Annotated in this window: 23 protein-coding genes; 4 read left to right on the top strand and 19 right to left on the bottom strand. The window is 71.2% G+C overall.

The window, feature by feature from the left end; translation table 11 throughout:
- Positions 1 to 16: 16 nt before the first annotated feature.
- The 14 genes from FM125_RS10290 to FM125_RS10225 all read right to left on the bottom strand — a co-directional run bounded on the left by FM125_RS10290 (position 17) and on the right by FM125_RS10225 (position 17,289).
- Positions 17 to 1,573, bottom strand: coding sequence for a DUF501 domain-containing protein (locus FM125_RS10290; RefSeq protein ID WP_087134538.1), 1,557 nt, complete (start codon positions 1,571 to 1,573; stop codon positions 17 to 19).
- 139 nt (positions 1,574 to 1,712) lie between these two features.
- Positions 1,713 to 2,738: an FtsB family cell division protein gene (locus FM125_RS12425; RefSeq protein ID WP_281251981.1), complete on the bottom strand. Its 1,026-nt coding sequence runs from the start codon at positions 2,736 to 2,738 to the stop codon at positions 1,713 to 1,715.
- Between the two features lie 211 nt (positions 2,739 to 2,949).
- Positions 2,950 to 4,227, bottom strand: a complete 1,278-nt coding sequence (gene eno / locus FM125_RS10280) for a phosphopyruvate hydratase (protein ID WP_087134537.1) — start codon at positions 4,225 to 4,227, stop codon at positions 2,950 to 2,952.
- 53 nt (positions 4,228 to 4,280) lie between these two features.
- Complete coding sequence (locus FM125_RS10275) at positions 4,281 to 5,087, bottom strand: MazG nucleotide pyrophosphohydrolase domain-containing protein (protein ID WP_087134536.1); 807 nt, start codon at positions 5,085 to 5,087, stop codon at positions 4,281 to 4,283.
- Positions 5,088 to 5,107: 20 nt separating this feature from the next.
- A complete protein-coding gene (locus FM125_RS10270; RefSeq protein ID WP_180525517.1) occupies positions 5,108 to 6,328 on the bottom strand; it encodes an adenosine deaminase in 1,221 nt (406 codons plus the stop codon).
- A gap of 54 nt (positions 6,329 to 6,382) precedes the next feature.
- Positions 6,383 to 7,024, bottom strand: a complete 642-nt coding sequence (locus FM125_RS10265; RefSeq protein WP_067188072.1) for a DedA family protein — start codon at positions 7,022 to 7,024, stop codon at positions 6,383 to 6,385.
- Positions 7,025 to 7,040: 16 nt separating this feature from the next.
- A complete protein-coding gene (locus FM125_RS10260) occupies positions 7,041 to 8,375 on the bottom strand; it encodes a thymidine phosphorylase (protein ID WP_087134535.1) in 1,335 nt (444 codons plus the stop codon).
- 124 nt (positions 8,376 to 8,499) lie between these two features.
- Positions 8,500 to 8,907, bottom strand: a complete 408-nt coding sequence (locus FM125_RS10255; protein ID WP_245829974.1) for a cytidine deaminase — start codon at positions 8,905 to 8,907, stop codon at positions 8,500 to 8,502.
- A 2-nt stretch (positions 8,908 to 8,909) separates the two neighbouring features.
- Positions 8,910 to 10,226, bottom strand: a complete 1,317-nt coding sequence (locus FM125_RS10250; protein ID WP_067188061.1) for an ABC transporter permease — start codon at positions 10,224 to 10,226, stop codon at positions 8,910 to 8,912.
- A complete protein-coding gene (locus tag FM125_RS10245) occupies positions 10,223 to 11,689 on the bottom strand; it encodes an ABC transporter permease (protein ID WP_087134534.1) in 1,467 nt (488 codons plus the stop codon). The genes FM125_RS10250 and FM125_RS10245 overlap by 4 nt, the downstream gene beginning before the upstream one ends.
- Complete coding sequence (locus tag FM125_RS10240; RefSeq protein WP_070638743.1) at positions 11,686 to 13,236, bottom strand: ABC transporter ATP-binding protein; 1,551 nt, start codon at positions 13,234 to 13,236, stop codon at positions 11,686 to 11,688. The genes FM125_RS10245 and FM125_RS10240 overlap by 4 nt, the downstream gene beginning before the upstream one ends.
- A gap of 118 nt (positions 13,237 to 13,354) precedes the next feature.
- Positions 13,355 to 14,491 (bottom strand): BMP family lipoprotein, encoded by a 1,137-nt coding sequence (locus FM125_RS10235; protein ID WP_087134533.1) that lies wholly within the window; start codon positions 14,489 to 14,491, stop codon positions 13,355 to 13,357.
- A 294-nt stretch (positions 14,492 to 14,785) separates the two neighbouring features.
- The gene (locus FM125_RS10230; RefSeq protein WP_087134532.1) at positions 14,786 to 16,051 is read right to left on the bottom strand and encodes an amidohydrolase; all 1,266 of its coding nucleotides are present in this window, start codon (positions 16,049 to 16,051) and stop codon (positions 14,786 to 14,788) included.
- Positions 16,052 to 16,137: 86 nt separating this feature from the next.
- Complete coding sequence (locus tag FM125_RS10225; protein ID WP_087134531.1) at positions 16,138 to 17,289, bottom strand: mannose-1-phosphate guanylyltransferase; 1,152 nt, start codon at positions 17,287 to 17,289, stop codon at positions 16,138 to 16,140.
- A gap of 233 nt (positions 17,290 to 17,522) precedes the next feature.
- Between FM125_RS10225 and sdhC the strand changes: the two genes are divergently transcribed.
- The 4 genes from sdhC (at position 17,523) to FM125_RS10205 (ending at position 21,074) form a co-directional block, all read left to right on the top strand.
- A complete protein-coding gene (gene sdhC, locus FM125_RS10220; protein ID WP_082739465.1) occupies positions 17,523 to 17,927 on the top strand; it encodes a succinate dehydrogenase, cytochrome b556 subunit in 405 nt (134 codons plus the stop codon).
- A gap of 3 nt (positions 17,928 to 17,930) precedes the next feature.
- Positions 17,931 to 18,413 carry a succinate dehydrogenase hydrophobic membrane anchor subunit gene (locus FM125_RS10215; RefSeq protein WP_070638734.1) on the top strand — a complete coding sequence of 161 codons (483 nt, stop codon included), beginning with the start codon at positions 17,931 to 17,933 and terminating at the stop codon, positions 18,411 to 18,413.
- 85 nt (positions 18,414 to 18,498) lie between these two features.
- Positions 18,499 to 20,286, top strand: a complete 1,788-nt coding sequence (gene sdhA / locus FM125_RS10210; RefSeq protein WP_070638732.1) for a succinate dehydrogenase flavoprotein subunit — start codon at positions 18,499 to 18,501, stop codon at positions 20,284 to 20,286.
- Positions 20,286 to 21,074 carry a succinate dehydrogenase iron-sulfur subunit gene (locus FM125_RS10205; protein WP_067188035.1) on the top strand — a complete coding sequence of 263 codons (789 nt, stop codon included), beginning with the start codon at positions 20,286 to 20,288 and terminating at the stop codon, positions 21,072 to 21,074. The genes sdhA and FM125_RS10205 overlap by 1 nt, the downstream gene beginning before the upstream one ends.
- Positions 21,075 to 21,145: 71 nt before the next feature.
- Here the strand turns inward: FM125_RS10205 and FM125_RS10200 are convergent, their stop codons facing one another.
- The 5 genes from FM125_RS10200 to FM125_RS10180 are packed head-to-tail and all read right to left on the bottom strand — an operon-like array spanning position 21,146 to position 25,139.
- Positions 21,146 to 21,661, bottom strand: coding sequence for a hypothetical protein (locus FM125_RS10200; RefSeq protein ID WP_087134530.1), 516 nt, complete (start codon positions 21,659 to 21,661; stop codon positions 21,146 to 21,148).
- Between the two features lie 31 nt (positions 21,662 to 21,692).
- Positions 21,693 to 22,517, bottom strand: coding sequence for a hypothetical protein (locus FM125_RS10195; RefSeq protein WP_087134529.1), 825 nt, complete (start codon positions 22,515 to 22,517; stop codon positions 21,693 to 21,695).
- A 37-nt stretch (positions 22,518 to 22,554) separates the two neighbouring features.
- Positions 22,555 to 22,980 (bottom strand): hypothetical protein, encoded by a 426-nt coding sequence (locus tag FM125_RS10190; protein ID WP_087134528.1) that lies wholly within the window; start codon positions 22,978 to 22,980, stop codon positions 22,555 to 22,557.
- 33 nt (positions 22,981 to 23,013) lie between these two features.
- Positions 23,014 to 24,297 carry an ABC transporter permease gene (locus tag FM125_RS10185; protein WP_067188023.1) on the bottom strand — a complete coding sequence of 428 codons (1,284 nt, stop codon included), beginning with the start codon at positions 24,295 to 24,297 and terminating at the stop codon, positions 23,014 to 23,016.
- Entirely contained in the window at positions 24,294 to 25,139 is an 846-nt protein-coding gene (locus FM125_RS10180; RefSeq protein WP_087134527.1) for an ABC transporter ATP-binding protein, read from the bottom strand. The genes FM125_RS10185 and FM125_RS10180 overlap by 4 nt, the downstream gene beginning before the upstream one ends.
- Positions 25,140 to 25,241: the final 102 nt, after the last annotated feature.

Raw genomic sequence — 25,241 nt, 5'->3', positions numbered from 1 at the left:
GAGGGGCGGCTGGAAATCAGTGGTCCTTCATGGACAGGACGATGCCGTCGAGGATGTCACGCTCGCTGGTGACGACGTCCGTCACGCCCGCGACCTCACGCATGCGCTCGACGATGCGCGACCAGATCAGCGCGCCCGCCCCGATCACGTCCACGCGGCCCGGATGCATGAAGCCCATCGCCGCGCGCTCCTCACGGGAGGCGGAGCGCAGGGCGCGGGCCGAGGCGGTCACCTCGTCCACGGGCAGGACGGTGGCGTGGATCCGCTCGGAGTCATAGTCCTCCAGGCCCAGGGCGTGGGCCGTCACCGTGGTGACGGTGCCGGCCACCCCGACGACGGCACTCACCGTCTCGAGGGGAAGTCGCCCGGCGACGTGGTCCAGGATCTCGTCCACGCCGGCCGTGGCGGCGGCGACCTGGTCGTCGGTGGGGTCGGCGTCCGGGAGGAAGCGCTCGGTGAAGCGCACGCAGCCCATGTCCGTGGACGCGGCGTCCAGGACCTCGCCGGCGGCGGTGCCGACGACGAACTCCGTGGAGCCGCCGCCGAGGTCCACCACCAGGACGCGGTCCTGCGGGTCCAGGCCGGGCGGCAACGCGGAGACGGCGCCGCGGAAGGACAGGGAGGCCTCCTCGGCGCCGGAGATGACCTCCGGCTCCACGCCGAGGCGCTCTGTCACGCCGTCCACGAAGACCTGGCGGTTCTGCACGTCCCGGGTGGCGGAGGTGGCCACGAAGCGGACGGCACCGGCGTGGTGGCGCTGCACCAGGCGGGCGTAGGCGTCCACGGCGGCGAAGGTCCGTTCCAGGGCCGCGGCGGAGAACTCGCCGGTGGCGTCCACGCCCTCGCCGAGGCGGACGATGGTCATCTCACGGACGACGTCCACCAGGGTCTCCGGGTCCTGCTCGTCCGGTCGGGCGATGAGCAGGCGGATGGAGTTGGTGCCGCAGTCGATGCCGGCCACGGTGACCTTCTTCAGGGCCTCGACCTTCTCCAGGTGCTTCACGTGGCGGGACAGGTCCTTGGTGGGGACCTCGGCGGAGGCGTCCCAGGCGCCGTCGCAGCGGCAGGCCTGCGGGGTCCACCACGGAGCGATCTTCTCCAGGGTCTCGTCGCCGAGGCGGTTCACGCCGGGTCCGGCGGCCAGGGAATGGCCGACCAGCACGTGCAGGCACTTGACGCGCTCGGGCATGCCGCCGGCGGAGATGCCGGCGATCTCCTTCACCTCGCCCACGCCGGAGAGCCGACCGACGCGGTCACGCTCGGCCAGGTAGGCCTCGTGCGCCTCGCGGTGGGCGGCGGCCAGCTCGGCGTCCTCGGCGAGGCGCTCGTTCATGCGGGTCATCTCCCCGTCCGCCTCGAGACGGGACACCGCGGCGGTGAGCACCGGGTGCGTCAGGTAGAAGGTGGTGGGGAACGGGATGCCGTTGGACAGGCGGGGGGCCGTGGTGGCCACCAACGGGCTGCCGCACACGCAGCGGGCGCCGATCTCCACGACGTCTCGAACAGGTCGGCCCAGCTGCAGGGACAGGGTGTCCAGGTCATGCTCGGTGACGGTGCGGTCAGCGGTGTTCATGTGGGGGTCCTCGTCAGGGTGCGGAAGGTGTGCGGTTCGGTGCTGTGCAGTTCGGTGCTGTGGTGCCGGGCATCGGTGCCGGCCCGCGGGCTGAGCGGTGGTCGGAGGTCCCGGCCGCCGGAGTGGAGGCCGGCCCCGGTCACTCGGTGGCGGCGCGGACCACGGAGTCCCAGAGGCCTTCGGCCCAGGGCAGGTGCTCGTTCACCGGCTCCTCCTGGGCGTCGTCCGTCTCCTCGGGGACCTCCTCGATCCGATCCTGGCCGGTGACCATGTAGAGGGTCTCCCCCGGCATCACCAGGTCCAGGCGGTCGCGGGCCTGCTGGCGCACGAAGTCCGGGTCCTCCCAGCGGGCGATCCGCTCCTCGTACTCGGCCTTCTGCCGCTGCTGGTCCTCGATGTCCTGCTCGGCGGCCGCGATCTCCAGGGACTGGTTCAGGTACACCCGCAGCGTCGGGGCCATGAGGGTGGCGGCGATGAAGATCACCGCGATCACCACCAGCGAGCGACCGGTGACGGATCGCGCCGGCACCGGCTTCGGGGCGGGCTGGCGGCGGCGGGCGACATCCTGGGCTGCCTGCTCGGGTGTGCGTCCCGGGCCGAGGCGGCGCTGAGGGGAGCCGGCCGGGCGGGCCCCGGCGGTGTGGGACCGGGCGGACGGGCGGGGATCGGAGGCCGATCCGGCGCCGTGCGAACCGCCTGCGGGGCGCAGGCGGGAGACGCTCGGGCCCGGCTCGGTGGCGATGCGGGAGGAGGCGGTGGACGCGGGCGCGTCCGTTCCCCCTGCCGTCTCCCCGTCCTTCTCCGGGTCCTCCCCGTTTCTCCCGGGGTGCTCGGCGGAGTCCTTCACCTCGCGCTCGGCGACGATGCCGGCGGCGTCCTCACTGACGGAGGTCTCGGCGGCGTCCGCGGCGCGACGCAGCTCGACGACGTCTCCGCCCGCCGACCGCTCGCCCGCCGACGTCGCGTTCTCCTTCGCCGTCTCGCCGTCCGCGGCGCTGTGTTCGGCGGCGAGGTCCTCCGCGGTCTCGGCGGCCCTGCGCCGTACGGCGTCGTCCGCGGCCGCGCGGGCCTCCGCCGCCGCCTTGGCCTGCTCGGCCTCGGCGGCCTCCGCCCGGGCACGCTCGGCACCGGGCACGCGGGGCATGCGGGGGCGGCGGCTCACCATGGGGCGGGCTCCTTCGAGGAGGTCACGGGCGGGGATGTCCCCAGGGTAGTCGCCGCACCTGGACGGCAGCCGGGCTGACGCGCCGGACCGCACGGCCCGTGCGGCCCCGGCCCGGACGCACCGAGGGCCCGCACGCTCGCAGCGTGGGGCCCTCGTGTGTCCCCCTGCCGCCCGGCGGTCACCGGCGGGGCGGGGTCACTGCGTCGGTGGCTCAGCCCTGGAAGCGCGGGAAGGCGGTGCGGCCGGCGTAGACGGCGGCGTCGCCCAGCTCCTCCTCGATGCGCAGCAGCTGGTTGTACTTGGCCACGCGGTCCGAACGGGCCGGGGCGCCGGTCTTGATCTGACCCGCATTGGTGGCGACGGCCAGGTCCGCGATGAAGGTGTCCTCGGTCTCGCCGGAGCGGTGGGAGATCATGCAGTGGAACATGTGGCGCTGGGCCAGGGAGATGGCGTCGAAGGTCTCGGTCATGGAGCCGATCTGGTTGACCTTCACCAGCAGGGCGTTGCCGGCCTTGTCGTCGATGCCGCGCTGCAGGCGCTCCACGTTGGTCACGAAGAGGTCGTCGCCCACCAGCTGGACTCGGCCGCCGAGGGACTCGGTGAGCAGCTGCCAGCCCTCCCAGTCATTCTCGTCGAGCGGGTCCTCGATGGAGACGATCGGGTAGTTGTCCACCAGCTCGGTGTAGTAGGCGGCCATCTGCTCGGCGGAGCGCTGCTCGCCCTCGAAGGTGTACCGTCCGTTCTCGCAGAACTCGGAGGAGGCCACGTCCAGGGCCAGGGCGATGTCCTCGCCGAGCGTGTAGCCGGCGGCCTGGACCGCCTCGGCGATCAGGTCCAGGGCGGCACGGTTGGACTCCAGGTTCGGGGCGAAGCCGCCCTCGTCGCCCAGGCCGGTTCCCAGGCCCTTGTCCTGCAGCACCTTCTTCAGGGCGTGGTAGACCTCGGCGCCCCAGCGCAGGGCCTCCTTGAAGGTCGGCGCGCCGATCGGGGCGATCATGAACTCCTGGATGTCCACGTTGGAGTCGGCATGGGCGCCGCCGTTGAGGATGTTCATCATCGGCACCGGCAGCACGTGGGCGTTCGGGCCGCCCAGGTACTTGAAGAGCGGGAGCTCGGCGGACTGGGCGGCGGCCACGGCCACGGCCATGGACACGCCGAGGATGGCGTTGGCACCGACCTTGCCCTTGTTCGGGGTGCCGTCCAGGTCCAGCATGGCGTAGTCGACCGCGCGCTGGTCCTCGGCGAAGGCCCCCTCGAGCTCGTCGGCGATCTCGTCGACGGCGGCGACGGCGTCCTGCACGCCCTTGCCGAGGTAGCGGCCCTTGTCGCCGTCACGGCGCTCGACGGCCTCGAACTCGCCCGTCGAGGCGCCCGACGGGACGGCGGCGCGGCCGACGGAGCCGTCGGTCAGCAGCACCTCCACCTCGACGGTGGGGTTGCCGCGGGAGTCGAGGATCTCACGGGCCTGGATGGCGTCGATCAGAGCCATGGAGCAGTCTCCTTTGAATGCGGTGGTGGGTCCGGTGGCCTACGCCTGCAAGCTTACCGCGCGGGGTCCGGGCCCGGACCCCTGAGCCGCCGCCGCAGCGCGCGCTCCGGGTCCAGCCCCGCGGCCCGCGCGTGGCGGACGAGGGCGAAGAGCGCCTCGCCGAGCGCCGCCTCGTCGGCGAGCGCCTCGGCCAGGTGGTCCGGGGTCTGAGTGGGGGCCGGCAGCGGGTTCGGCTCGCGCCGGGCGGCGCGGTCGACGGCCTTGCCGGCGGCGGCGAGCGCCGGCAGGTGCGCGGGCAGGGAGGCGAGCAGGTCCGCCAGGGCCGCGTCCGCTGCACGGGTCTGCCCCGGCCGGTCCTCCCCCGGCGTTTCGACGACGGTCCCCTCCCCCGACTGCCCGCTCCCCTCGGGAGCGGGGCCGGGTGCGCAGGAGGGCGGTGCGGCCGGCGGGGCTGAGGAGGCCGCGGCCTTCTCGGCGGCCTTGATGGACTCCCACTGGCGCTCGAGCTGCTCGACGGTGATCTCCCGCAGCTCGTCCGGCGGGCGGAGGGCACCGTCCGGGGTGAACACGTGCGGGTTGCGGCGCAGCATCTTGGCGGTGATCGCCTCGGCCACGTCCTCCATGGCGAAGGCGCCGCGGTCCTGGGCGATCGCCGAGTGCAGGACCACCTGGAAGAGCACGTCTCCGAGCTCGGAGCGGAGCGTGTCCTCGTCCGCGCCGGTCTCGATCGCCTCGACGGCCTCGTAGGCCTCCTCGACGAGATACTCCGTCAGCTGCTCATGTGTGAGCGCCCGGGTCCAGGGGCAGTGGAGGCGCAGTTGTGCCACCACCCACACCAGATGGTCGACCCGGGCACCCATGCTCGTCAGACGCTGGTGCGTCAGTCCTGCTCGGCGTCGGCGGGCTCGTCGTCCGGCAGCTCGGCCAGGTGCGGGGCGTCCCCGGAGCCGGAGATCACCGGGTTCCAGGCGGCCACGAGCAGCTCGGCGAGCTCCTCCCGCTCCTCGACCGGCAGGAACGCGGCCTCGGCGGCGTTGAGCTGGAACTCCAGCAGCTGGGACAGGCTGTAGCCGAAGGTCTCGGCCAGCAGGTACAGCTCATCGGTCAGCGAGACGTCCGAGACGAGGCGGTTGTCCGTGTTCACGGTGATGCGGAACCCGAGCTGGACCAGCATGTCGATCGGGTGACCCTCGATGCCGGCGGCTGGGTCCACGGCACCGGTCTGCAGGTTCGAGGACGGGCAGACCTCCAGGGCGATCTGCCGGTCCCGCACCCACGCGGCGGTGGGGCCGAGCTCCACCAGGCCGGTGTCCGCGTCCAGCTGCTCGCCGTCCTCGTCCACCGCGCCGTACTCCACGCTGATGTCCTCGGCGATCCGCACGCCATGGCCCAGGCGCAGCGCACGGCCGTTGACGAGCGCGTCCTGCACGGAGGCCAGACCGTCACCCTCACCGGCGTGCACGGTGGCCGGCAGGTGCTGGGCGGCCAGCCAGGTGAAGGTGTCCGCGAAGCGGGACGGCGGGAAGCCGGCCTCGGGGCCGGCGATGTCGAATCCGACCACGCCGCGGTCCCGGTGGCGCACGGCCAGCTCCGCGATCTGCTGGGCGCGGTCCGCGTGGCGCATGGCGGTGATGAGCTGGCCGACGGAGATGTCCTGGCCGTTGTCCACCGCGGCGGCGACGGCCTCGTCCAGGCCCTCCTGCACGGCCTCGACGGCCTCGTCCAGGGTCAGGCCGCCTTCCAGGTGCTGCTCGGGCGCCCAGCGGATCTCTCCGTAGACCACGCCGTCCTCCACGAGGTCCTCGACGAACTCGCGGGCCACGCGGCGCAGCTGCTCACGGGTCTGCATGACGGAGGTGGTCAGCGCGAACACCTCGAGGTACTTCTCCAGGGACTCGCCGTTGGCGTGGGAGTGGACCCAGGCGGCCAGCTCCTCCTCGGTCTCGGCCGGGACCGGCGTGCCGGCCTCCTTCGCCAGCTCCAGGACGGTGGCCACGCGCAGGCCGCCGTCCAGGTGGTCGTGCAGGGAGACCTTCGGCAGGGCGGCGAGGTCGATCTCGAGGGGGCTCGGGGCGTCGGCGGTGGGGATGCTCTCAGTCACGCCCCGGAGTCTACGGCAGGGGCCGGACGGGCAGGGAGCCGGACGACCCCCGGCTCAGGACGTGGGGCCGGTGCCGGGCGTCCGCCGCGCCACCGCCTGCTCGCGGCGGCTGAGGACCAGGTGGATGAGGCGGTCCAGCAGCAGGCCGACCACGAAGGCGCCGACCAGGGAGACGGCGACCTTCGCCAGCGGGGAGTCCAGCCAGCCGGTGGTCACGCGGGCGATCAGGATCGAGTACGCGGACCAGCACAGGCAGGCGATCGCGTCCAGCAGGACGAAGCGGAGGTAGGAGTACCGGGTGGCGCCGGCGGTGAGGTTCACGGCGACGCGTCCGCCCGGGATGAAGCGGGCGGTGAACAGCAGGAAGGCGCCGCGCCGGTCCAGGTTCCGGCGGGCCATGCCCATGGCCCCGGCCACGGCCTTGGAACGCATCCAGCGCCAGCGGTCGGCGCCGACGGTGCGGCCGATCAGGTAGGCGAGGTTGTCTCCGCAGAAGGCGCCGACCGCGCCCACTGCCCACAGGGCAGTGAGCGCGAACGGCTGGCCGTCCTTCACGATCGCGGCGAGCGCGACCAGGACGGACTCGGACGGGAAGGCCGGCACGATGCCGTCCAGCAGGCACAGCAGTCCCGTGACGGGCAGGACCCACCACTGGGCTGCGGCGTGGAGGATGAACTCCTCGAGCCAGGCGAGCACGACCTTCCCCGACCGCTCAGCGGATCTCGTCGAGGATGACGGAGCGGCCCCGCAGGGCGGCGGCGCGCTCGGCGTCGGCCTGCTCCACGGTCCAGCCGCCGGCCAGGGCGGCCCGGGCGCGCTCGAAGCGCTCCGGGGTGTCCGTGTGCAGGGTCATCACCGGCTGCCCGGCCCTGACCTCGTCGCCCGGACGGGCGTGCAGCTCCACACCGGCGCCGAACTGCACCGGCTGGCCCTGACGCTCACGGCCGGCACCGAGGCGCCAGGCGGCCAGCCCCACGGCCATCGCGTCCAGCTCGGTGAGGACGCCGTCCGCCTCGGCGGTGACGGTCTCGGTGTGCTTCGCGGTGGGCAGCGCGGCCTTCGGGTCGCCGCCCTGGGCGGAGATCATGGCGTTCCACACGTCCATGGCCTTGCCGTTGGCGAGGTTCTCGGCCGGATCCACACCGGTGACGCCGGCGCCGGCCAGCATGTGGCGGGCCAGCTCCACGGTCAGCTCCACCACGTCGGCCGGGCCGCCCCCGGCGAGGACCTCCACGGACTCGCGCACCTCGAGCGCGTTGCCCGCGGTGAGGCCGAGAGGCACGGACATGTCCGTCAGCAGGGCGGTGGTGTTCACTCCCGCATCCCGGCCCAGGTCCACCATCGTGCGGGCCAGCTCCCGGGCCATGGACTCGTCCTTCATGAAGGCGCCGGAGCCGCACTTCACGTCCAGCACCAGGGTGCCGGTGCCCTCGGCGATCTTCTTGGACATGATCGAGGAGGCGATCAGCGGGATGGCCTCCACGGTGCCCGTGACGTCGCGCAGCGCATAGAGGCGCTTGTCCGCCGGGGCCAGGCCGGACCCTGCGGCGCAGACGACCGCGCCGACCTCGCCGAGCTGGCGCATCATCTCCTCATTGGACAGCTCGGCGCGCCAGCCGGGGATGGACTCCATCTTGTCCAGGGTGCCGCCGGTGTGGCCGAGGCCGCGGCCGGACAGCTGCGGGACGGCCACCCCGTAGGAGGCCACCAGCGGGGCCAGCGGCAGGGTGATCTTGTCCCCCACACCGCCGGTGGAGTGCTTGTCCGAGGTCTCCAGCCTGCGGCCGTCCGGGGCGGTCAGCCCGGAGAAGTCCATGCGCTCGCCCGAGGCGATCATCGCGTTCGTCCACTCCGCGATCTCCCGGAGCTGCATGCCGTTGAGGAAGATCGCCATGGCCAGGGCGGACATCTGCTCGTCCGCCACCACCTCACGGGTGTAGGCGTCCACGACCCAGTCGATCTGCTCACGGCTCAGCTCGTGGCCGTCGCGCTTGGCACGGATGACCTCGATCGCGTCGAAGGGCTCGGCGGCGGGGGCATCGGTCATGGCGGCTCGGGATCCTTCCCTCGGAGACGTTCTCTGAAGACAACAGACTACGACGGCCGTCGCCGGCGAGGTGGGATGGCCTCGGAGGGCGGCGGCCGTCGTCGTGGTTCCGGCTGAGGGCGGCTCAGCCGGAGGCGGACTCCAGGTCCGCCGGACCGAAGGACTGCGGCAGCACCTCGTCCATGGTGAGCACGCCCGCCGGGGTCATCAGCAGCATCTCCGGCGCGCGGTGCTCGGACAGCAGCTGGCGGCAGCGGCCGCACGGCATGATCACCTCGCCGTGCCCGTTCACGCAGACGAACGCGGCCAGCGTCCCGCCGCCTCCCATCATCAGGGCGGAGACGAGCGAGCACTCGGCGCACAGCGTGATGCCGTAGGACGCGTTCTCGATGTTGCAGCCGTTCACCGTACGGCCGTCGGCGGTCAGCGCGGCCGCGCCCACACGGTAGCCCGAGTACGGCACGTAGGCGTGCTGCAGGGCCTCCACGGCGGCCGCGGTCAGCGCCTCCCAGTCCACAGCGTTCGGCTCCACGGTCACTCCTTCACATACGGCGTGCCCGCCGCGGCCGGCCCGCGCGAGCGGCCCACCAGGCCGGCCACCGCGAACACGGTGACCACATACGGGAGCATCGCCATGAACTGGCTCGGCACCGGGGTGCCGAGGATGGCGAACACGTACTGCATGTTGGTGGCGAAGCCGAACAGCAGGGCGGCGAAGAACGCGCCGATCGGATTCCAGCGGCCGAAGATCACGGCGGCGAGGGCGATGAAGCCCTGGCCCGCGGTCATCTCCTTGGAGAAGGAGGACGCCGAGACGAGGGTGAAGAACGCGCCGCCCATGCCGGCCACCGCGCCGCCGAGCAGCACGTTGACGTAGCGGGTGCGCAGCACGTCGATGCCCACGGTGTCCGCGGCCTTCGGGTGCTCGCCCACGGCGCGCACGCGCAGGCCCCAGCGGGTGCGGAACAGGCCGAACCACAGCAGGCCGACGATCAGGTACATGCCGTAGCCGAGGATCGACTGATCGAACAGGATACGGCCGATGATCGGGATCTCCGCGAGGAACGGGATGCGGATGTTCGGGAAATGCGGCGGCGAGTTCAGCTCGGACGAGTTCGGGGCCAGCACCGTGGAGAACAGGAAGCTGGTCAGGCCGATCACGAGCACGTTCAGCACGACGCCCACGATCACCTGGTTCACCAGGTACTTGATGGAGAACACGGCCAGCAGACTGGAGACGGCCACGCCCGCGACGATCGCGGCGGCCAGGCCGATCCAGGCCGAGCCGGTGGCGGACCCGACCATCGCGGCGGTGAAGGCGCCGGCGAGCAGCTGGCCCTCGATCGCGATGTTGACCACGCCCGAGCGCTCGGACAGGATGCCGGCCATCGAGCCGAAGATCAGGGGCACGGCCAGAGCGAACGAGCCGGCGATCAGGCCGGTCAGGTACACGGAGTTGTTCGTTGCCGAGCCGACGACCCAGATGAGGAAGGCGGCCACGAAGGCGAACACGTACAGGCCGTTCAGCCACACCGGGTTCTTGCGGCCGGCAGCGGCGCGGACCCAGGCGAGGACCGTGATGGCGATCATCGCCAGGGTGAGGACCCACAGGGTCGGGGCGGCCGGCACGGTGACGGCCGCCAGCTCGATCAGGTCGCCCGGAGTGGCGATGCGGAACTCGGCGTCGTGCGCCGGGGCGCCGATCGCGAACAGGCCCAGGGAGAGCAGCGCGAAGACGGTCTGCAGGATCGGGGTGCTCCAGCTGCGCACCAGCGGCTTGTCGTCCTTGCCGCGGCGTGCGGCGTCCGGAGTCTCGGCCACGGTCTTCTTCTCAGCGGCGGTGGCGCTCATCGGGTCTGCCCCTTCTCGGAGGTCTGGGTGTCAGCGCCGGCGGCCGGAGCCGGCTCGGCGGCGGTGGGTGCCGGGTCCGGGTCCTCCACACCGTCCGCGGCGGATTCGGCGGCCACGGCGGCCTCCTGGGTCTCCACGGACGGGACGGCCGCCTCGCCCGAGGCGCCGGCGACGGCGGCGCCGGCCACGGCCGGCTGGGTCACCGGGTCCGCGGTGCGGCGGGCCTTGGCGGCGCCCGGGGCGGGCAGGCGGAAGATGGTGCGCACCAGCGGCGGGGCGGCGATGAACAGCACGATGAAGGACTGCACCACCAGGACGATGTCGATCGGCACGCCGGTCTGGGTCTGCATCGTCACGCCGCCGGCGCGCAGGGCGCCGAACAGCAGGCCGGCGAAGAGGACGCCCACCGGGTTGGAGCGGCCCAGCAGGGCCACGGTGATGGCGTCGAAGCCGAAGGAACCGGCCACCGAGGTGTTCAGGGAGCCCTCGGTGCCGGACACGTGGGCCATGCCGGCCAGGCCGGCCAGGCCGCCGGAGACCGCCATGGCGGTGATGTAGGCGCCCTTCACGGAGATGCCGGCGGTGCGGGCCGCGGCCGGGTTGGCGCCGACCGCGCGCAGGCGGAAGCCGACGGTGGAGCGCTGCAGCAGCCACCAGGCGAAGGCGGTGGCCGCCAGCGCCAGGACGAAGCCCCAGTGCAGGCGGAAGCCCTCACCGAACAGCAGCGGGAAGCGGGCCTGCTGCGGCAGGAACTCCGAGACCGGGTTGGTGGTGCCCTCACGGCGCAGGATGTCCGTGTTCAGCAGGTACGCCAGCAGGTTCAGCGCCACGTAGTTCAGCATGATGGTGAGGATGACCTCGTGGGCGCCGGTGTAGGCCTTGAGCAGGCCGACCACGGAGCCCCAGAGCATGCCGCCGAGGACGCCCATGACCAGGACGACCAGCAGGTGCACGCCGAACGGCAGGTCCATGGAGACGCCGAACCAGGTGGCGAACATGGCGCCGAAGATGAACTGCCCCTGGCCACCGATGTTGAACAGGCCCGCCTTGAAGGCGATGGCGATGCCGAGGGAGATGATGATCAGCGGCGTCGCCACCGTCATGGTCTCGGTCAGCGGCCTGATCATGCCCTCGAAGTTCGAGGCCTCGTAGTTGAAGATCGCGCCGCGGAACAGGGCGAGGAACGCGCCCGAGAACGCGGACCACGCGGCCGCGAGCATGTCCGTCGGACGGCCGAAGAAGTAGCCGGCGGTCTCCTGCACGTCTTCGTCGGTGACGACGATCAGCAGGCCGGAGATCAGCAGGGACAGGACGATGGCCAGCACGGTGACCGTGCCGTTGCCGGAGAGGATCTGGCGCATCACGGAGGCCTGGTCCGGCGCCGGACGGCCGGCGCCGGGCTGCGTGCCGGACGCCGTGCCCGGCGCCTCGGACGCCGTGGGCTGCGGGGCGGCGGTGCTCATGCGCGCGCTCCTTCCTGGGTCGGGGTGGAGCCGTCCGCGAGGACGACGTCGTCGGGGAGCTGGCCGGCCATCATGAGGCCGAGGTGGTCGCGCGAGGTGTCCCCCGGGACGATGCCGACGATCCGGCCGTGGTACATCACCGCGATCCGGTCGGCGAGCTCGAGCACCTCGTCCAGCTCGGTGGAGACGATCATGACGGGGGTGCCGGAATCGCGTTCGGCGATGATCCTGGAGTGGAGGAATTCGATCGAGCCCACGTCCACGCCGCGGGTCGGCTGGGACGCGATGAACAGGGAGAGGTCGTCCACCAGCTCACGGGCCATGACGACCTTCTGCTGATTGCCGCCGGAGAGCGTGCCGACCGGGATGTCCACGCCCTGGGTGCGGACGTCGAACTCCTCGACCTTCTCGGTGGCGAGGCGGCGGATGGCCTTCGGGTTCAGCTGCAGCGAGGTCCCGGCCGGAGCGGTGTCATAGCGGTTGAGCACCATGTTCTCCGCCACGGTGAACGTGCCCACGAGGCCGTCGGTGGAGCGGTCCTCCGGGACGAAGCCCACGCCGGCGCGGATGATCTGGCGAGTGGAGCGGCCGAGCAGCTCACGCCCGTCCAGGCGGATGGAGCCGGACGCCTTCTGCAGGCCCATGATGGCCTCGGTGAGCTCGGTCTGGCCGTTGCCCTGCACGCCGGCGATCGCGAGGACCTCGCCCTGGCGGATGCCGAAGGAGACGCCGTCCACGAGCACCTGGCCGGTGGGCGAGACCACGGTGAGGTCCTCCACGCAGAACGTCTGATCGCCGAGGTTCGGCTCGGTCTTCTGGCGGTTGAGGACCACGTCGCGGCCCACCATGAGGGCGGCCAGCTCGGAGGCCTCGGCGGACGGGTCGGCGGTGCCGACCACGCGGCCGCGGCGGAGCACGGTGATCGTGTCCGAGATCGCCTTGACCTCGCGGAGCTTGTGGGAGATGAAGACGATCGCGGTGCCGTCGGCGCGCAGCTGCCGGATGATGTTCAGCAGCTCGTCGGTCTCCTGCGGGGTGAGCACGGCGGTCGGCTCGTCCAGGATGAGGATGCGGGCATCGCGGACGAGGGCCTTGATGATCTCCACGCGCTGCTGCACGCCGACAGGCAGGTCCTCGACGATCGCGTCCGGATCCACGTGGAAGCCGTACTGGTCCGAGATCTCACGGATCCTGCGGCGGGTGGCCTCGAGGTCCAGGACGCCGGCGGCCTTCGTGTACTCGTCGCCCAGTGCCACGTTCTCCGCCACGGTGAACACGGGCACCAGCATGAAGTGCTGGTGCACCATGCCGATGCCGGCGCGCATGGCCTCGCCGGGACCGGCGAAGGCGACCGGCTCGTCGTCGAGCAGGATCTCGCCCTCGGTGGGGTCGTACAGGCCGAAGAGCACGTTCATCAGGGTGGACTTGCCGGCGCCGTTCTCTCCGAGCAGGGTGTGCACCTGCCCGGACTCGACCACCAGGTCCACGTCCTCGTTCGCGGCGAACGTGCCGAACCGCTTCGTGATGCCGCGCAGCTCGAGCTTCATGGGGTGTTCCGTCTCCTCCATCCGGTCACGTGCCGGGGCTCCGGCACGCGGTGTGCGCGCCACGGGGCCGGACCCTGCTGTGCTGCCGGGTCCGGCCCCGTGGCGTTCAGGCGGCGTCTCAGCCCTCGTCGATCGAGGACTCGACCGTCACGTCGCCGTCGATGATCTGCTGCCGCAGGTCCTCGACCTCCTTCTTCAGGTCCTCGGGGACCTCGCCGTCGAAGTCGTGGTACGGGGCCAGGCCCACGCCCTCGTTCTCCAGGGTGCCCAGGTAGGCCTCGTGGGTGAACTCGCCCTTGAGGTCCTCGGCGATCACGTCGGTGACCGACTGGCCCATGTTCTTCATGACGGAGGTCAGGATGTACTGGCCCTTGTCGGTGGACTCGTAGCCGTCCGAGTCGACCCAGATCACCTTGACGCCCTTGTCCTCGCCGGCCTCCTCGACCGCGTCGAGGGTGCCCAGGCCCACCGGGCCGGCGACCGGCATGATGATGTCCGCGCCCTCGTTGATGAAGTTGGCGGTGTTGGTCTTGCCCGCGGCCTGGTTGGAGAAGTCGCCGATGAACGAGCCGGTCTTGGCGTCGTTGTCCCAGCCGAGGACCTTGACGTCCTCGTCCTTCTGCTCGTTGTAGTACTCGACGCCCTCGGCGAAGCCCTCCATGAAGATGGTCACGGTCGGAAGCTCCATGCCGCCGTAGGTGGCGACGGTGCCGGTCTCGGACATGCCCGCGGCCAGGTAGCCGGCCAGGAAGGCGGCCTGGGCGGTGTCGTAGGTCAGGTTCTGGACGTTGTCCGAGAAGCCGCCGTCGGTGACGTCGACGCCGAAGAAGTGGATGTCCGACTCCTTCTCGGCGATCGGCTTGATGGTGTCGCCGAGCATGAAGCCCACACCGAAGATGGAGTTGCAGCCGGCATCGACCATGGAGTTCACGTTCGGGGTGAATTCACCCGGCTCCTGGGACTCGGCCTCGCGGATCTCGATGCCGTAGTCGGACTCCGCGGCCTTCAGGCCCTCGTAGGAGGACTGGTTGAAGGAGCGGTCGTCGAAGCCGCCCTCGTCGGAGACGATGCAGGCGAGGTAGTCGGAGTTGTCGTCGCCGACCTCCGGGTCGGTGGAGACCTGGGCCTCGCCGTTGGCGTTGGAGTCGCCCTCCTCCGGCGGGGCGCCGCAGCCGGTGAGCAGCAGGCCCGAGACGGACAGGACAGCGGCGGGAAGCAGAAGGCGACGGGCCTTCTCGTCGGACAGGATGCCCATGGATTTCCTCACTTCACGTGATGCGATGACGATGCCCGGGGCACGGGCGTCCGCCCATGGACCGGGTTCGAGCGTGCCGCGCGCACGCGAAGGAGCACGCTCGTTACCCGTGAGTTTACCTTGAGTCCACACCTGTGGCACGGCGCACGACGACGGCCCCGCGCCCCCGCGTCGAGGCTGACCTCGACCTGGGTGGACCCTGGGGGCGACGCGCGCGGGTCCTGGGTGCGACGCGCACCCGGGGCGCGCCGCGAGTCCGGGGCGGGTGCCGTCGTCGGGGCGCGCCGGAGCCGCTCAGGGCCGCGGGGCGCGGAGCATCTCGCCGAGGGCCGCGGAGACGAACACGCGCATGCCGGTGCCCAGGGCACGCTCGTCCGGGGCGTAGTCGCCGCGGTGCAGGTCGTAGTCGATGCCGCCCGGGGTGCGGGTGCCCAGGCGCAGCATGGAGCCGGGGACCTTCTGGGTCATCCACGCGAAGTCCTCCCCGCCCATGGACTGCGGGGTCAGCTGGATGGCCGCGGAGCCGAGCTCACGGCGGGCGGCCGACTCGATCAGGGCGGTCTCGGCCTCGGCGTTGTCCACCGGCGGCACTCCGCGGATGTGCTCGAGCTCCACCTCCACGCCGTACGGCGCGGCCACCTGGGTGACGACCTCGTCCAGCAGTTCGCCGGCCTCCTCCCAGACCGCGGCGTCCAGGCAGCGCATGGTGCCGGACAGGCGACCGGTGGAGTCGATCGCGTTCGGGGCGGAGCCGGCGGAGATCTGGCCCCACACCACGGACACGGCGGAACGGACGTCGAGGCGGCGCGAGAGCACGGCCGGGACGTTCACCGCGATCTGGGACAGGGCGAACACCATGTCCTCCGTCAGGTGCGGGCGCGAGGTGTGGCCGCCGCGGCCCGTCAGCGTGATGCGGATGGTGTCCGCCGCCGAGGTGATGGCGCCGATGCGGGTGCCGATCGTGCCGACGTCGAAGCGCGGCTCGCAGTGCGCGGCCAGGATGCGCGGCAGCCCCTCGAGGACGCCCTGCTCGATCACGTGCAGGGCGCCGCCGGGCTGCTGCTCCTCGGCGGGCTGGAAGATGATGCGGACCCGGCCGTGGGCGCGGGCGCCGGCCTCCTTCAGGTCCTCGTCCACCACCTGCCCGGTGAGGATGCGGTGCAGGGCCGCGGCGGTGCCGGCCATCACCGAGGTGTGCATGTCATGGCCGCAGGCGTGGGCCAGGCCGTGGCGCTTCGAGGCGTAGGGCAGGCCGGTGAGCTCCTCGACCGGCAGCGCGTCGATGTCCGCACGCAGGCCGAGCACCAGCGGCCCCTCGCCGACCTCCACGAAGCAGCCGGTGTCCGCCAGCTGCACGGGCTCCAGCCCGGCACCGCGGAGGAACTCCATGACCTTCCGGGTGGTCTCGTGCTCCTCGAAGCCGAGCTCCGGCTCCTGGTGGATGGACCGGCGCAGCACGCGCACCTCGCCCTCCAGGGCCTCGACCGCCGAGGAGACGGTGGGGACGTCGGGTGCGGTCTTGCGGTGCGGGAAGGCGGAGCTCTCGATGGTGCCGGTCATGTCACCGCAGGGTAGCGCAGAGGCCCCCGCGAGGTTCACCTGGTGTTCACATCGCGGGGGCCTCGCGTCATCTGGGGCGCGCCGGGTCAGAGGACGTCGTCGGCGCCCTCGGCCTTGAGGGACTCCACTGCCTTCTTCACGTCCTGGGCGCGGTCCGTGGTGGTGACCAGCAGGGCGTCGCCGGTGTCCACCACCACGACGTCCTCGATGCCGATCAGGGCGATCACGCGATCCGAGTCGGTGACGACCACCCCGGAGGCCTCCGAGGAGTACACGCGCGGGGTGTCGCCGATGACCGTGATGCCGGAGCCGTCCTTGACCGGGTTCAGGCGGGCGATGGCGGCGAAGTCGCCCACGTCGTCCCAGGTGAAGTCGCCCGGGACCACGGCCACGTCCCCGGCGGCGGCGGCCGGCTCGGCCACCGCGTAGTCGATGGCGGTCTTCTTCAGCGTCGGCCAGACCTCGGCGAGGACCTCCTGACGACGGTCCGTGTCCCAGGCCCGCGCGATGGCCATCAGGCCGGCGTGCAGCTCGGGCTCGTGCTCCTCGAGGTGCTGCAGCATCAGCGTCACCGGGGCCACGAACATGCCGGCGTTCCACAGGTACTTTCCGGAGCGGACGTACTGCGCCGCGACCTTCGCGTCCGGCTTCTCCACGAACGCGGCGACGTCGAAGGCGTGCGGGGCGTCCTCCAGGCGCAGCGAACGGCCGCGACGGATGTAGCCGAAACCGGTGGCCGGGTGGGTCGGCGTGATGCCGATGGTGACGATCTTGCCGGTGGCCGCGGTGACGACCGCCTCTTCCACGACCTTCTGGAAGTCCTCGAGCGGAGAGATCACCTGATCCGCGGCGAACGAGCCCATGATGGTGTCCGGGTCCCGCAGCGAGAGGATCGCGGCGGCCAGGCCGATCGCGGCCGCGGAGTCCTTCGGCTCCGGCTCCAGGACGAAGTCGCCCTCCCCCAGCTCCGGGAGCTGACGGGCCACGGCGTCGCGGTGCACCTGGCCGGTGACGACCATCATCCCGGCGCCGGCCAGCGGCTCCAGGCGGTCCCAGGTCGCACGGATCAGGGTCTGGCCCGAGCCGGTGAGGTCATGCAGGAACTTCGGCGCGGCGGCGCGGGACAGCGGCCACAGGCGGGTGCCCACGCCTCCGGCCGGGATCACGGCGTGGAAGCGGGACAGGGCCTCGGCGGCGGCGTCGGACTGCGGCGCAGGCGCGGTGCTCTCGTTCTTCACGGGGTCCACTCTACGGAACGCAGTGCCCCGTCGAGCGGACCGATGTCCCGGCGGTGGACGGTGCCCTGCACACCGCGGCGCGGGGGCGCCGTGTCACACAGCCGCCCCCGGAACCCGGCGGAGGCCGGGGAGGGTCTATCCTGGAAGGTGGAATCGACTCGCACCCCAGCCCCCTGCCCGCCCGCCCACGGACGCGCACCGGGCCAGTGCATTTCCCTGGGAGGTAATCAACCGTGACTAGTGCCACTGCACAGGCCCCGGCCAAAAACGGCCGCGGGACCCTGTATCGCGGCTACGGCGGGATGTGGTCCTGGGTGGGCCACCGCATCACCGGCGTCGTGATCTTCTTCTACCTGCTCGTCCACGTGCTGGACACCTCGCTCGTGCGCGTCTCCCCGGAGGCCTACGACGCGGTGATCGGCTCGTACAAGAACCCGCTCTTCGCTCTCGGCGAGGCGGGTCTGGTGGCTGCCGTGCTGTTCCACGCGCTGAACGGCCTGCGCATCATCCTCGTGGACTTCTGGAAGGGCGGCACGAAGCATCAGAAGACCCTCCTGTGGGTCGTCCTGGGACTCTGGGTCGTCCTCACCCTCGGCTTCTGCGTCCGCCACTTCATGCTGGCCTTTGGAGGTATGTGATCCATGAGCACCGCTGCTGAGACCACGATCGCCGCTCCGCGCTCCACGCGCGTCGACGCGAAGTACACCCGCGACAAGGGCAAGAAGGGCAACTTCGAGATGTTCGCATGGCTGTTCATGCGCGTCTCCGGCGTGATCCTCGTCGTCCTGGTCTTCGGGCACCTGTTCTCGAACCTGATGCTCGGCGAGGGCATCCACGGGATCGACTTCGGCTTCGTCGCCGGCAAGTGGGCCGACCCGATCTGGATGTTCTGGGACCTCGTGATGCTGTGGCTGGCGATGCTGCACGGAGCCAACGGCGTCCGCACCATCATCAACGACTACGCCCAGCGCGACGGCGTCCGCTTCTGGCTGTCCATGATCCTGTACGTGGCCACCGCCGCCATCATCATCCTCGGCACCCTGGTGATCTTCACCTTCGAGCCGTGCATGGTGGACGCCACCGGCCAGCTGCTGTCCGGCACCCCGGCCTTCTGCGCCGGCTGACCGCACACCGACGTCTGACGCTTGCGACGCCGCCCGCACCGACGCGGAGCGGACGTCCACACGAAACGGAAGAGAGAACCTGAGAATGCAGGTACACAAGTACGACGTGGTGATCGTCGGCGCCGGTGGCGCAGGCATGCGTGCCGCCATCGAGTCGGGCCAGCGTGCCCGCACCGCCGTGCTCACCAAGATCTACCCGACGCGCTCGCACACCGGTGCGGCCCAGGGCGGCATGTGCGCCGCGCTGGCGAACGTCGAGGAGGACAACTGGGAGTGGCACACCTTCGACACCATCAAGGGCGGTGACTACCTGGTCGACCAGGACGCCGCCGAGGTGATGGCGAAGGAGGCCATCGACGCGGTCCTCGACCTCGAGAAGATGGGTCTGCCCTTCAACCGCACCCCGGAGGGCAAGATCGACCAGCGCCGCTTCGGCGGCCACACCCGCGACCACGGCAAGGCCCCGGTCCGCCGCGCCTGCTACGCCGCGGACCGCACCGGCCACATGATCCTCCAGACGCTCTACCAGAACTGCGTCAAGCACAACGTGGAGTTCTACAACGAGTTCTACGCGCTGGACCTGCTCCTGGTGGACGAGGAGGCGACCCGCGAGGACGGCTCCTCCTACACCCAGAAGCGCGTGGCCGGCGTCGTGTCCTACGAGCTCGCCACCGGCGAGATCCACGTCTTCCAGGCCAAGTCGGTCGTGTTCGCCACCGGCGGCGCCGGCAAGGTCTTCAAGACCACCTCGAACGCCCACACCCTCACCGGCGACGGCATGGCCATCGCCTACCGTGCGGGCCTGCCGCTCGAGGACATGGAGTTCGTGCAGTTCCACCCGACCGGCCTGGCCGGCCTGGGCATCCTCCTGTCCGAGGCGGCCCGCGGCGAGGGCGGCATCCTCCGCAACGCGGACGGCGAGCGCTTCATGGAGCGCTACGCCCCGACCATCAAGGACCTGGCGCCGCGCGACATCGTGGCCCGCTCCATGGCCGAGGAGGTCCGCCAGGGCCGCGGCTGCGGTCCGAACAAGGACTACGTGCTGCTCGACCTGACCCACCTGGAGCCGGCGCACATCGACGCCAAGCTCCCGGACATCACCGAGTTCGCCCGCACCTACCTGGGCGTGGAGCCGTACACGGAGCCGGTGCCGGTCTTCCCGACCTGCCACTACTTCATGGGCGGCATCCCCACCACCGTCAAGGGCGAGGTCCTCCAGGACAACGACACGATCGTCCCGGGCCTCTTCGCCGCCGGCGAGGTCGCCTGCGTGTCCGTGCACGGCTCGAACCGCCTCGGCACCAACTCCCTGCTCGACATCAACGTGTTCGGCCGTCGCGCCGGCATCTTCGCCGCCGAGTACGCGCACGACGCCGAGTTCGTCGAGCTGCCGGAGAACGGCGAGGCCCGTGTGGTGGAGCAGATCGAGAACCTGCGCTCCGCCACCGGCACCGAGAAGGTGGCCGCGCTGCGCTCGCGCCTCCAGGAGGTCATGGACGCCGACATGCAGGTGTTCCGCACCGAGGAGTCCATCCGCCGCGCCCTGGCCGAGATCGAGGACCTGCGCGAGCGCTACCTCAACATCTCCGTGCAGGACAAGGGCAAGCGCTTCAACCTCGACCTGCTCGAGGGCATGGAGCTGGGCTACCTGCTGGACATCGCCGAGGCCATGACCCTGGCGGCCCTGGGCCGCAAGGAGTCCCGCGGCGGCCACTACCGCGAGGACTACCCGGACCGCGACGACGCCAACTTCATGGCGCACACCATGATCTACCGCGACGAGACCGCCGAGATGGAGGGCGTGAAGGGCATCCGGTTCGAGACCAAGCCCGTCGTCGTCACCCGTTACCAGCCGATGGAGCGTAAGTACTGATGAGCACCGTGAACGAGACCGCCGAGCCGGCCTCCAAGGTCGAGCTGAACCAGTCGGGCGACGGCGCCGGCGCCGTCGAGAGCTTCGACATCATCCTCAAGGTCCGCCGCTACGTGCCGGAGACCTCTGAGGAGTCGTACTGGGACGAGTGGAAGCTCACCATGTACGGCACCGACCGTGTCCTGGACGCGCTGCACAAGGTCAAGTGGGAGCACGACGGCTCCCTGACCTTCCGCCGTTCCTGCGCCCACGGCATCTGCGGCTCCGATGCCATGCGCATCAACGGCCGCAACCGCCTGGCCTGCAAGACCCTGCTGAAGGACCTGGACCTGTCCAAGCCCATCACGGTCGAGGCCATCAAGGGCCTGCCGGTGGAGAAGGACCTGATCGTGGACATGGAGCCGTTCTTCCAGTCCTACCGCGAGATCATGCCCTTCCTGGTCACCTCGGGCCACGAGCCGACCCGTGAGCGCTACCAGTCCCAGAAGGACCGGGAGATCTACGACGACACCACGAAGTGCATCCTCTGCGCCGCGTGCACCTCGTCCTGCCCGGTGTTTTGGACCGACGGCCAGTACTTCGGTCCGGCCGCGATCGTCAACGCGCACCGCTTCATCTTCGACTCCCGTGATGAGGCCGGTGACATGCGCCTGGAGATCCTCAACGACAAGGAGGGCGTGTGGCGCTGCCGCACCACCTTCAACTGCTCGGAGGCGTGCCCGCGCGGCATCCAGGTGACCAAGGCGATCGCCGAGGTCAAGCAGGCCATCCTGGCCCGCTCCTTCTGATCCTGACGATCACACGAAGGGCCCGCCGTCCCGTTCCGGGGCGGCGGGCCCTTCGCCGTTGCCGGGTCAGGTCAGCCGTTGAGAGCCTCACGCACCGTCTGCGAGTGCGCCACGAGCAGCCACAGGGCGCAGGCCACGAGCATGGCTCCGACAAGCACCAGGACGACCGCTCCGGCCGCGCCCGCGGTGAGGACCATCGTGCCGCCGTCCACGGCCCAGAACGCGGCCGTGAAAGCGCCCAGCCCGGTCAGGACGCTGCCGACCCAGCGCACAGGACGCCAGGGGCGGCGCACAAGCCACACGAGCAGCGCGGTGAGCGCCAGCAGGACGGCTCCCACGAGCACGGCGTCCAGCACGGTGCTCTGTGCCGCCGCCACGTCCGCGGCGGTGGGCTCGACGGTCCCCCAGTTTCGGGAGGTCAGCAGGGCGCGCACGTAGCCGGGGTCCCGATTCAGCAGGCCGGTGCCCACCGAGGCCGCGGCGGACACGAGCCCGGCGGCCACGGTGGCCGACGACAGACGCCGCAGCCCCTGCTCCACGAAGGGATGGCGGGCTGCGGCGTCGTGCGCGATGAGGGAGGAGTCCATGGACTCCATGGTGCCAGGGGAAGCAGACGGCTCAGGACATGAGCGCGCGCTGCTCCAGGTAGCGGGAGATCTGGCCGTTGAAGGCGAGCACCAGCCACCAGATGTCCACGGCCACGGAGACCAGGCTGACGACGGCCGCGAACATGCCGGCACCGCCTATGAAGGGCAGGGCGAACAGACTCGGGAGCGTGAAGACCAGGGCGAGGATCGCGAAGACGATGCCGGTGACGCGGGCCCAGTTCCTCCGACCGCGAAGGCCGAAGTACACGAGCAGGTAGAGGCCGACGACCACGACCATCCAGAAGGCCATGAACGCCATGCCCATGCCGGTCACGATGCCCAACACCTGGTCGATCGACTCCAGCTCGTCCGCACTCAGCTGCCGGCCCTGCTCGGCGATGGACTCGTCGATCATGGAGCGGAAGCCGGCGGCGTCCCCGAGCATCAGGAAGCCCGGGACGGCGGACACCACGTAGACGGCCAGCGAGACCAGCGTGGCGGTCAGCAGGGCGCGGTACTTCGGCGGCTCCTCGAGCCGCTGCCTCCCGTAGGCCTCGTACGGCGTGGTGCCGTAGCGGTCGCCGGGCTGCGGCTGCTGCGGCCAGCCCTGCGGCGGCCGGCCGTAGGCCCCCTGCGGCGGCTGGCCGTACCCGCCCTGCGGCGGCTGGCCGTACCCGCCGTGCGGCGGCTGGCCGTGAGCGTTCTGCGGGTGGCCCGGGCCCATGCCGTAGGCGCCCTGGCCGGTCGGCCCGTAGTCCGGGCGTGACTGCCGGTCCTGGCCCTGCGGGGGCACGCCGTAGGGCCCCCTTCCCTCCGGGTCCTGCCCGTAGGACGGGCGGTCGTTCTGCTCGGGCATGTGATTCCTCTCGGTTCTCTCGGGCGGTCTGTGCGTCTCAGCCGTCGCGGCGGGCATTGAACCAGGCGGTGACCTGGGCGTGGAAGGCCTGGGTGATCCAGAAGGCGCCGGCGGCCAGCACCAGCACGGCGGTCACCACGGAGAAGATCGTGATGCTGCCGGTGGCCGCCGTGCGGAAGACGAGGGACAGCAGGGTCCCAAGCATGACCAGGACGGTGAAGACCAGGCCTGCCCAGCGGGCACCGTCCGAGACCTTCATCAGTCCGGCGAGCACGCCGGCGCCGATGATCAGGGTCCCTGCGCCCGTGGTGAGGGCGCTGGGCATCGGTCCCACGGCGAAGGCGTAGACCACCACGGTCAGCACCACCACGGGCATCAGCCGGACGACGTTCCCCCAGCGGGGCGGGCGGTCGTCCAGGAGCCAGCGCGGATCGTCGGGGTCTCGGCGTGTGTGCATGTCCATGCCTCCAAGGATGGCAGGCGGACCGGGGGCCGGTCACTCGTAGCGCAGCGAGGTGATCGGGTCCTTGCGCGCCGCCCGCACCGCGGGCAGGGCGCCGGCCACGAAGGCGATGCCCACGATCAGCGCCACGATGCCGAGCACGGACAGCGGCTCCACGGCGAACAGCTGCAGCCCGGTGACGTCCTTGAGCGGACCGTCCACGAGCAGACGGTTGCCCACGAGTCCCACGGCCAGCCCCCCTCCGACGCCGATCAGCGAGCCCATCAGGCCGATCACCACGGCCTCCATGGAGAACAGCCCGAAGACCCTGCCGCTGGTCATGCCGAGCGACTTCATCAGGCCGATCTCCCGGGTGCGCTCCTGCACGGACATCAGCAGGGTGTTGATGATGCCGAAGGACGCCGCCAGCAGGGCGATCAGGCCGAAGCCGTTGAACACCCAGGTCACCGCGTCGATCACGCCGCGGATCATGCCCAGCTGGTCCTCCAGCGTCTGCGCGGTGTAGCCCTCGTCCGCCAGGGCCTGCTTCACGGCCGCCTCGTTGGCCTCCATGTCCTGCACGGTCACGGTGGCGTTGAACCAGGTGTCCCGCTGCTCCTCGGGCAGCCCCTCGGTCTGGATCTCGTGCAGCGCTTCCTCCACCTTCACCGACGGCACGGGGCCGGCTCCGGAGCCGGAGGCGAGGGTCTCGGTCACCCCCACCACCTCGGCCTCCACGGAGCCCTCCTCGCCGAGCGGGTCGGAGGCCACGAGCGTCACCGTCTCCCCCAGCACGTCCTCGGGGTCCCTGCCGCCGAGGGTCTCCACCCAGGCGAGCGGGACGGTGACCTCGTCCGCGTCCTCGGCGGGCATGCGCCCGGCGGCCGTGGAGGCGGTCTCGGTCTCGAAGGAGGAGCCCATGAAGGCCACCTGCCACTTCTTGCCGTCGGCCGTCTGGACGTAGTCCGGCTCCACCAGGCGGGTGGTCTCCACCTCGCTGATGTGCTCGATCCCCTCGATGGTGTCGACGTCCTTCTGCGTCAGCAGGGGCATGCCGAACATCTCGCCGGCCCCAGCCTCCTCCGCGTCGTACTCGGCGGGGGCGCTGTTGGTGGGCATGCCGGTGACCATGTCCGCCTGCTTGGAGACGTAGAGCTCGTCGGGGGCGCCGAAGCCCTCCACCATGGTGTCCACGTAGCGGTTGACGCCGGCGCCGAGGCCGGAGGTGAGGGTGAGGGCGAACGCGCCGATCACGATCGCGATGACCGTCAGGATGGTGCGCAGCTTGGAGCGCAGGGTGTTGGTCAGGGCGGTGCCGAACAGGTCTGCGGTCTTCATCGGTCCTCCTCCTTCTCGACGACGGCCGCGCGGCTCGCCGTTCCGTCCGCCGTCGCCATGTGCCCGCCGGGGGCGGCTCCCGCCGCCGGGGCGGCGACGGGCGCATCGGAGACGATCTGCCCGTCCTGCAGTTCGACGCGCCGGCGACAGCGGGCGGCGAGGTCCTCATCGTGGGTGACCACCACGAGGGTGATGCCCTCGTGGTGGTTGAGGCCGAAGAGGATGTCCTCCACCACCGCCGAGGTGGCGGTGTCCAGGTTGCCGGTGGGCTCGTCCGCGAACAGCACCGTCGGGTTGTTCACGAGCGCGCGGGCGATGCACACGCGCTGCTTCTGGCCGCCGGAGAGGTCGGTGGCGCGGTTGTCCGCCTTCTCCGCCAACTCCAGGCGCTCGAGCACCTCCATGCCGCGGCGGCGCCGCTCGCTGCGCGGCACACCGGCGATCTTCAGCGGCAGCACCACGTTCTCCAGCACGGTCTGGGCCGGGTTGAGGAAGAACTGCTGGAACACGAACCCGAAGGTCTCGTTGCGCAGCTGTGCCACGGCCTTCGCCTTCAGCTCGGACACCGGCCGTCCGTCCATGGCGACCACGCCGTGGGAGGGCCGGTCCAGCAGGGCCAGCAGGTGCATGAGCGTGGACTTGCCGGAGCCTGACTTGCCCACGATCGCCACGGACTCGCCGCGCCCGATCTGCAGGGTGAGTCCGCGCAGGGCGTCGAAGCGGGCCTCGCCCTGGCCGTAGGACTTCACGAGGTTCTCGGTCTCCAGGATCGGATCGGCGTCTGGTCGGTCGGCTGGGGCCTCGGGTGGGGTCGGGTCGGTCGGCGGCGCTGCGGTGGCCATGCGTCCCTCTCGTCGTCGGTTGCTGCGGGCCGGGGCGAGCCGAGCACGGCAGGCGGGCGGCCGTCGTCGTGGATCTCCCGGTGACTCTATTCTCCCGGAACG

Source organism: Micrococcus lylae, assembly GCF_900163825.1.
Lineage (GTDB): Bacteria > Actinomycetota > Actinomycetes > Actinomycetales > Micrococcaceae > Micrococcus > Micrococcus lylae.
This window is presented reverse-complemented; position numbering and strand designations above follow the sequence as displayed.

Excerpts from the sequence above, each read along its gene's own strand:
- FM125_RS10290 (WP_087134538.1), bottom strand. The coding sequence starts at position 1,573 with ATGAACACCGCTGACCGCACCGTCACCGAGCATGACCTGGACACCCTG.
- FM125_RS12425 (WP_281251981.1), bottom strand. The coding sequence starts at position 2,738 with ATGGTGAGCCGCCGCCCCCGCATGCCCCGCGTGCCCGGTGCCGAGCGT.
- eno (WP_087134537.1), bottom strand. The coding sequence starts at position 4,227 with ATGGCTCTGATCGACGCCATCCAGGCCCGTGAGATCCTCGACTCCCGC.
- FM125_RS10275 (WP_087134536.1), bottom strand. The coding sequence starts at position 5,087 with ATGGGTGCCCGGGTCGACCATCTGGTGTGGGTGGTGGCACAACTGCGC.
- FM125_RS10260 (WP_087134535.1), bottom strand. The coding sequence starts at position 8,375 with ATGACCGATGCCCCCGCCGCCGAGCCCTTCGACGCGATCGAGGTCATC.
- FM125_RS10250 (WP_067188061.1), bottom strand. The coding sequence starts at position 10,226 with ATGAGCGCCACCGCCGCTGAGAAGAAGACCGTGGCCGAGACTCCGGAC.
- FM125_RS10245 (WP_087134534.1), bottom strand. The coding sequence starts at position 11,689 with ATGAGCACCGCCGCCCCGCAGCCCACGGCGTCCGAGGCGCCGGGCACG.
- FM125_RS10240 (WP_070638743.1), bottom strand. The coding sequence starts at position 13,236 with ATGAAGCTCGAGCTGCGCGGCATCACGAAGCGGTTCGGCACGTTCGCC.
- FM125_RS10235 (WP_087134533.1), bottom strand. The coding sequence starts at position 14,491 with ATGGGCATCCTGTCCGACGAGAAGGCCCGTCGCCTTCTGCTTCCCGCC.
- FM125_RS10230 (WP_087134532.1), bottom strand. The coding sequence starts at position 16,051 with ATGACCGGCACCATCGAGAGCTCCGCCTTCCCGCACCGCAAGACCGCA.
- FM125_RS10215 (WP_070638734.1), top strand. The coding sequence starts at position 17,931 with ATGAGCACCGCTGCTGAGACCACGATCGCCGCTCCGCGCTCCACGCGC.
- sdhA (WP_070638732.1), top strand. The coding sequence starts at position 18,499 with ATGCAGGTACACAAGTACGACGTGGTGATCGTCGGCGCCGGTGGCGCA.
- FM125_RS10205 (WP_067188035.1), top strand. The coding sequence starts at position 20,286 with ATGAGCACCGTGAACGAGACCGCCGAGCCGGCCTCCAAGGTCGAGCTG.
- FM125_RS10200 (WP_087134530.1), bottom strand. The coding sequence starts at position 21,661 with ATGGACTCCTCCCTCATCGCGCACGACGCCGCAGCCCGCCATCCCTTC.
- FM125_RS10195 (WP_087134529.1), bottom strand. The coding sequence starts at position 22,517 with ATGCCCGAGCAGAACGACCGCCCGTCCTACGGGCAGGACCCGGAGGGA.
- FM125_RS10190 (WP_087134528.1), bottom strand. The coding sequence starts at position 22,980 with ATGGACATGCACACACGCCGAGACCCCGACGATCCGCGCTGGCTCCTG.
- FM125_RS10185 (WP_067188023.1), bottom strand. The coding sequence starts at position 24,297 with ATGAAGACCGCAGACCTGTTCGGCACCGCCCTGACCAACACCCTGCGC.
- FM125_RS10180 (WP_087134527.1), bottom strand. The coding sequence starts at position 25,139 with ATGGCCACCGCAGCGCCGCCGACCGACCCGACCCCACCCGAGGCCCCA.